The sequence below is a fragment of the Vibrio sp. 10N.222.46.A1 genome, assembly GCF_041473595.1.
GTDB lineage: Bacteria > Pseudomonadota > Gammaproteobacteria > Enterobacterales > Vibrionaceae > Vibrio > Vibrio tasmaniensis_A.
In genome coordinates, this window is sequence record NZ_JBFRSN010000044.1 from 1 (window position 1) to 5,999 (window position 5,999).

At 45.0% G+C, this 5,999-nt stretch carries 6 protein-coding genes; 1 reads left to right on the forward strand and 5 read right to left on the reverse strand.

Features of this window, described 5'->3' with window-relative positions; all coding sequences use genetic code 11:
- Nucleotides 1-132: 132 nt before the first annotated feature.
- The 3 genes from AB4496_RS01905 to AB4496_RS01915 all read right to left on the reverse strand — a co-directional run bounded on the left by AB4496_RS01905 (nucleotide 133) and on the right by AB4496_RS01915 (nucleotide 3,887).
- Nucleotides 133-1,338 (reverse strand): BamA/TamA family outer membrane protein, encoded by a 1,206-nt coding sequence (locus AB4496_RS01905; protein WP_032555310.1) that lies wholly within the window; start codon nucleotides 1,336-1,338, stop codon nucleotides 133-135.
- A 65-nt stretch (nucleotides 1,339-1,403) separates the two neighbouring features.
- Entirely contained in the window at nucleotides 1,404-2,489 is a 1,086-nt protein-coding gene (gene alr / locus AB4496_RS01910) for an alanine racemase (protein ID WP_017097257.1), read from the reverse strand.
- A gap of 6 nt (nucleotides 2,490-2,495) precedes the next feature.
- Complete coding sequence (locus tag AB4496_RS01915; protein ID WP_009847892.1) at nucleotides 2,496-3,887, reverse strand: replicative DNA helicase; 1,392 nt, start codon at nucleotides 3,885-3,887, stop codon at nucleotides 2,496-2,498.
- Nucleotides 3,888-4,062: 175 nt separating this feature from the next.
- On the opposite strand from AB4496_RS01915, the gene AB4496_RS01920 reads away from it, so the two are divergent.
- Nucleotides 4,063-4,935, forward strand: a complete 873-nt coding sequence (locus tag AB4496_RS01920) for a DUF481 domain-containing protein (RefSeq protein ID WP_102258451.1) — start codon at nucleotides 4,063-4,065, stop codon at nucleotides 4,933-4,935.
- Nucleotides 4,936-5,134: 199 nt separating this feature from the next.
- Here AB4496_RS01920 and rplI read toward each other — a convergent pair whose 3' ends face one another.
- Together rplI and rpsR are read right to left on the reverse strand one after the other, a co-directional pair.
- Nucleotides 5,135-5,587 (reverse strand): 50S ribosomal protein L9, encoded by a 453-nt coding sequence (gene rplI / locus AB4496_RS01925; RefSeq protein ID WP_009847890.1) that lies wholly within the window; start codon nucleotides 5,585-5,587, stop codon nucleotides 5,135-5,137.
- Between the two features lie 38 nt (nucleotides 5,588-5,625).
- Nucleotides 5,626-5,853: a 30S ribosomal protein S18 gene (rpsR, locus tag AB4496_RS01930; protein WP_000090472.1), complete on the reverse strand. Its 228-nt coding sequence runs from the start codon at nucleotides 5,851-5,853 to the stop codon at nucleotides 5,626-5,628.
- Between the last annotated feature and the right edge of the window lie 146 nt (nucleotides 5,854-5,999).

Consider the following 5,999-nt stretch of genomic DNA (forward strand, 5'->3'; position numbering starts at 1 on the left):
CAAGGTGAGTAACGTTACGTCATCAACAATGAAATACCGCTTAACGAACATAATGGTAGAAAACAAAAAAGGGTGACACAGTTATGTGTCACCCTTTAAAAATATAAGAGAGTCGAGTTGGTAAAACCAGAATTAGAAAGGCTGGTTTATCATAACCCTAAAGGTCCCTTCATCACCGCCTCGCGCTAATTCAGCACGTACAACAATGCCTTCAACCTGGAAACGAACTGCGCCGCCTAGGCTCCATTTCATGTCTGTGTGCAGTGTTTTGATATCGTACTCATCAGCAACACGCCCGACTTCAGCAAACGCCACCCACTGCCACCAAGGCAAATCGTAGTAGTTAATCAGTGGGATATCGTCCAGCGGTTGCCAATCAGGAAGCACTCGATATTCCGCAGAGTAGTGAATAGCAGAACGACCGTGGTAACGGCCTCCGGTATAACCTCTTAAGCGATATAAGCCACCGAGTCGAGCTTGCTCTGTTTCCGGTGGACGAGCACAATCTTGCCCTGAACAGTTGCCCCACGTAGGTGTGTCAGCGGTATAGACATCAAATGCCACGACTTGTTGGTCGAACAAGTTCCCCAAAGGACCCAATGCAAAATACTGACTGTTTTGGAATGTCCACTTCAGCCATAAGTCATCGTTAGACCAACTTTCAGCGCCGGTAGTAAACTCAAGATTGGTATGAGACCCCTTGGTTGGGTTGCGTGTGCTATCACGGTTATCCCAATCAAACGCCAAACTAAAACCTGTCGCTTGTTCGCTATTGTTTAAGCCTTCTAGCTCACGAGCCGTATAGAAAGGCGTAAAGACAATCGAACTGACACCTGACTCTAATGGGGAAGCAAAGCTCACATCTTTGATGGGTTGGAAAGCTCCTAGCAAGCCATGCTCTGCAACATTGCCCCAAGGCAGCAGATACTTAAACTCAACCTGATAGTTTTCTTCTAAGCCGTCGGCAATGGTTTTATCATCAATGGATGAATCATTATCGCCTTGAGAGCCAATGTAATACGGGTTTTCGTTAAAGCGAGCTTGGTACATCTGAGTACTGAACAATACGTTCTCAGACAGTGCGAAGTTAAAGGCTGATAAGAAACCGACGTAGCTGTCTTTATCTGAATAAAGCGCCATGCCAAACAGAGCGGCTTGAGGTTGCCAAACACCCTTTGCGACACCAGCAACCCCGAAGGTATTACCCATGGTTTCAGTACTAAAATAGAAAGGAACAAAGGCTGAATCTTTTTCTTCACTCACAGCGGGAGAAGACAAGCTGACACCAAGTAATGCCATTGCAGACATTAACCAGTGTCGAGTCGTTCGTATGAACATCATTTACTTATAGGATCCATAGTTACTTCGCATTAGTTACTTCACATTTAGTTACTTCGTATTAGCTACTTCACGTACTCCATCGCAACACGCGAAGTCAGCTTAGTGACCAGCTCGTAAGCGATAGTGCCAATATGTTCTGCGACTTCTTCTGAAGGTAAATCTTTACCCCATAATGTTGCTTCATCACCGACTTTATCTGCCGCATCAGGGCCAAGGTCAACCGTTAGCATGTCCATTGATACACGTCCGGCGATCGGTACTTTTCGGCCGTTAACGAACACTGGAGTGCCGTTAGGAGCAGTGCGAGGATAACCATCACCATAACCTATCGCGATCACGCCAACCTTGGTATCTCGCTCACTGGTCCAGTTACCGCCATAACCCACACTTTCACCCGCTTTAACATCACGAACGGCTATCAGGTGCGAGGTCAAAGTCATTACAGGATAAAAGCCGAGGTCTTGCGCTGATTTATCAGCAAAAGGAGAAACACCGTAAGAGATAATTCCCGGGCGAACCCAGTCAAGGTGGCTGTCTGGCCAAGCTAATAGACCCGCAGAAGCAGCAAGTGAACGCTCACCTTCACAACCGTCGGTGAGCGATAAGAAAAGCTCGGTCTGTTCAACGGTGGTTGCTCTATCAAGTTCATCAGCACAACCGAAGTGGCTCATGTAGCGCAGAGGTTTAGCGACATTCGCACATTGATGTAAGCGCTCAACAAAGTTTTGGTATTGCTCAGGACGAGCACCTAGGCGATGCATACCACTGTCGACTTTTAGCCAAACCACAACAGGTGTTTCCAACTCTGCATTCTCTAGCGCGCTTAATTGCTCTTCGCAATGCACTACTGTTTGGATGTTATTGGTCACTAAGATTGGCAAATCGCCCGAAGAATAAAACCCTTCTAGCAACAAAATAGGTTTAACAATGCCACCAGCACGAAGCTGTAATGCTTCTTCAATACGCGCCACACCAAAAGCATCAGAGCTTTTTGAATGCTTGGCAATATGCAGTAAGCCATGTCCGTAGCCATTGGCTTTCACAACAGACATTACCTTGCAATGAGGAGCCTTCGACTTTATCTGGTTCAGGTTATGTTCAAGCGCGTTTAAGTCAATACTCGCCGTCGCTGCTTTCATGTAAGTCATTAGTGATTACTCATCATCAAATGCAGGACCTGCATAGTTATCAAATCGGGAGTGTTGACCTTGGAACGTAAGACGAACCGAACCGATCGGACCGTTACGTTGCTTACCAAGGATGATTTCAGCGATGCCTTTCAATGAACTATCTGGGTTATAAACCTCATCGCGATAGATAAACATGATTAAGTCGGCATCTTGCTCGATCGAACCTGATTCACGCAAATCCGAGTTAACTGGGCGCTTGTCAGCACGTTGCTCTAGGGAACGGTTAAGCTGAGAAAGTGCCACAACTGGTACGTTGAGCTCTTTTGCTAGTGCTTTCAATGAGCGAGAAATCTCGGCGATCTCTAGAGTACGGTTATCAGATAACGAAGGTACACGCATTAATTGAAGGTAATCTATCATGATCATAGAGATACCATCATGCTCACGAGCAATTCGTCGAGCTCGAGAACGTACTTCTGTTGGCGTTAGACCCGAGCTGTCATCGATATACATATTCTTCTTATCCATCAGAATACCCATACTCGACGAGATACGAGCCCAATCTTCATCGTCTAACTGACCGGTACGAATCTTGGTTTGGTCTACGCGAGAAAGTGATGCAAGCATACGCATCATCAGCTGTTCAGCTGGCATCTCTAGCGAGAAGATTAACACTGGCTTGTCTTGCTTCATCGCTGCGTTTTCACATAGGTTCATCGCAAACGTGGTTTTACCCATCGATGGACGCGCAGCAACAATGATTAAGTCAGAACCCTGAAGGCCTGCTGTCTTCTTATTGAGGTCGTTAAAGCCAGTATCGACACCAGTCACACCATCTTGTGGCGATTTATATAAGATTTCGATACGTTCTAGCGTCTTCTCTAGAATGCTATCAACGTTTTGTGGACCTTCATTTTCACTTGCTCGGCCTTCGGCAATCGCGAAAACTTTACTCTCAGCAAGATCAACAAGTTCTTCCGATGTACGACCTTGAGGGTCATAACCAGAATCCGCAATTTCATTTGCCACACCAATCAGGCTACGCACCAATGCACGTTGTGCCACGATATCTGCATAGGCATTGATGTTTGCCGCACTTGGCGTATTTTTCGCTAGGTCAGCAAGGTAAGCAAAGCCACCCACTTCTTCAAGTTGCTCACGCAGCTCTAAATGTTCAGAGAGTGTAATAAGATCCAGAGGAGAGCTTTCTTCAAGGATATCCTTTACCGCTTCAAAGATCAGACGGTGAGGACGGCTATAAAAGTCTTTGGCCACAACCTTTTCGGCCACCGTATCCCAGCGTTCGTTATCCAATAACAAACCGCCAATAACAGATTGCTCAGCTTCTAATGAATGTGGCGGGACCTTGATGGCGTCCACCTGATCGTTGGCTGATTTCTGACTTTTGGTATCCACTATGACTACACTCAATAACTAATAATGATCGTTCATTATACCCAAGAACATCCGTTTGTAATCCGATCCTATGAGTTTGTTTTATTCTTCAGCAAGAATTTACCTATTGCTGACGGAATTAACCAAAGGTAGCATTACGATCCTTCCATTCATTCACTGTATAACTGAGGTATGCGTGTCCAAATTATTGGCTCTGAACACTGGTCTTCTAAGCATCGGTCTCCTGAGCACTCCGTCGGCCTTAGCGGATGATGCTAAAGCCTCTGTTGATGCAATCCTCGACTCGATAGTGGTACCAGAACCTGCTGCTGAGCCGATCGTCGTTGCACCGACACTTGAAAAAGATATGGATATCGCACCGAGTGATTCAGAACTGCCGAACCCACTGAATACTGAAGTCGAATTTGGATATCAGTCGCATACTGGTAATTCTGATTCTCGATCGCTTAATGCACGCCTGAACGGTGAGTACACGGCTGGCCGTCATAGAACCAGTGGCGAATGGAAATATTACAATCTCTACAAAGATGGCGAAGAAGATAAAAGGCAATCGACATATTCTGCTCAGAGTGACTACAAGTTAAGTCCGAAAACCTACCTCTATGGCAGCTTTAAAGGGGTCGATTCACGATACAGTGCTTATTTTAAGGACTACACCGTTTCTAGCGGTCTAGGTTATCAGTTTTCGAATACAGAAGAGTTTGTGTTGGAGGTCGAAGTGGGGCCGGGTTTTCGTTACCAAGAGCCTAATCTCGATGAATTAGACGACGATGACATCATCTTCCCAGAGATCGTTGAAGAAGCGATTTTCCGTGGCAATGTAAATACATCATGGCAGGTATTGAAAAATTTGAAGCTCAAAGCCGATGTGACGTTGGTGTCTGGCCACAGCAACCTAAAATTTGATACTGAATTAGAAGCCATCAACGATATTACCGACAATATCGCACTAAAAATTGCTCACTCTCGACAGTACCACGACAAGGTACCGGAAGGGTTGAACAAAGAAGATTCCGTACTGTCTGTAAATCTACTTTTTCAATTCTAAATTTGAGAGCGGGTATAACGGTGTATCGATAAAGAACACCCTCGTTTTTACTATGTAAGCCCCTCCTCTCTAGTGCTTCCTATTCCTGCAATCGTCGCTGTTCCAAAAAGCTTAAAACTCATATTGCAGACATAAAAAAACACCAGCCGAAGCTGGTGTTTAAAACTTTCAAAAGAAAGAATTCGTCTTGGTACTGAAATTACTCAGCTGCAACGATAGCGATTTTCGCAGTAGCAAAAACTTCAGAGTGAAGTTGGATGCTTACTTCGAATTCGCCGATGTTACGTAGAGCGCCTTCAGGTAGGCGTACTTCGCTCTTAGCTACTGCAACACCTGCCGCTGTAATAGCGTCAGCGATGTCACGAGTACCGATAGAACCGAATAGTTTACCTTCGTCACCAGCTTTAGAAGCGATTGTAACGCCTTCTAGAGTGTTAACGCTCTCAGCGCGAGCTTCTGAAGCAGCTAGTTGCTCAGCAACTTTAGCTTCTAGTTCTGCACGACGAGTTTCGAACATAGCAACGTTGTCTTTAGTTGCCATAACTGCTTTACCCTGTGGGATAAGGAAGTTACGAGCGTAACCAGATTTAACGTTTACTTGGTCGCCAAGGCCACCTAGGTTACCGATCTTATCAAGTAGAATAACTTGCATTATCTTAGTCCTCTTAAACTATTATTAACTATTACCGATTACTGATGCTTGTCAGTGTACGGTAGTAGTGCTAGGTAACGAGAACGCTTGATAGCGCGAGCTAGCTGACGTTGGTATTTAGCACTTGTACCAGTGATACGGCTAGGTACAATTTTACCAGCTTCAGTGATGTAGTTTTTTAGAGTTGCTACGTCTTTGTAGTCAATCTCTTGTACGCCTTCTGCAGTAAAACGGCAGAATTTACGACGACGGAAGAAACGAGCCATGGGCTATCTCCTGATCTAAATTTAATAATGCGGTACTCACACGAACTTATAAATAAGTCTAAGCAAATGCTTGTAGTGGGAATACCTAAACGAGTTGAATAAAATTTAATGACCTAAAAGGCCAAAAAAGAATTACTCAGCAGCAG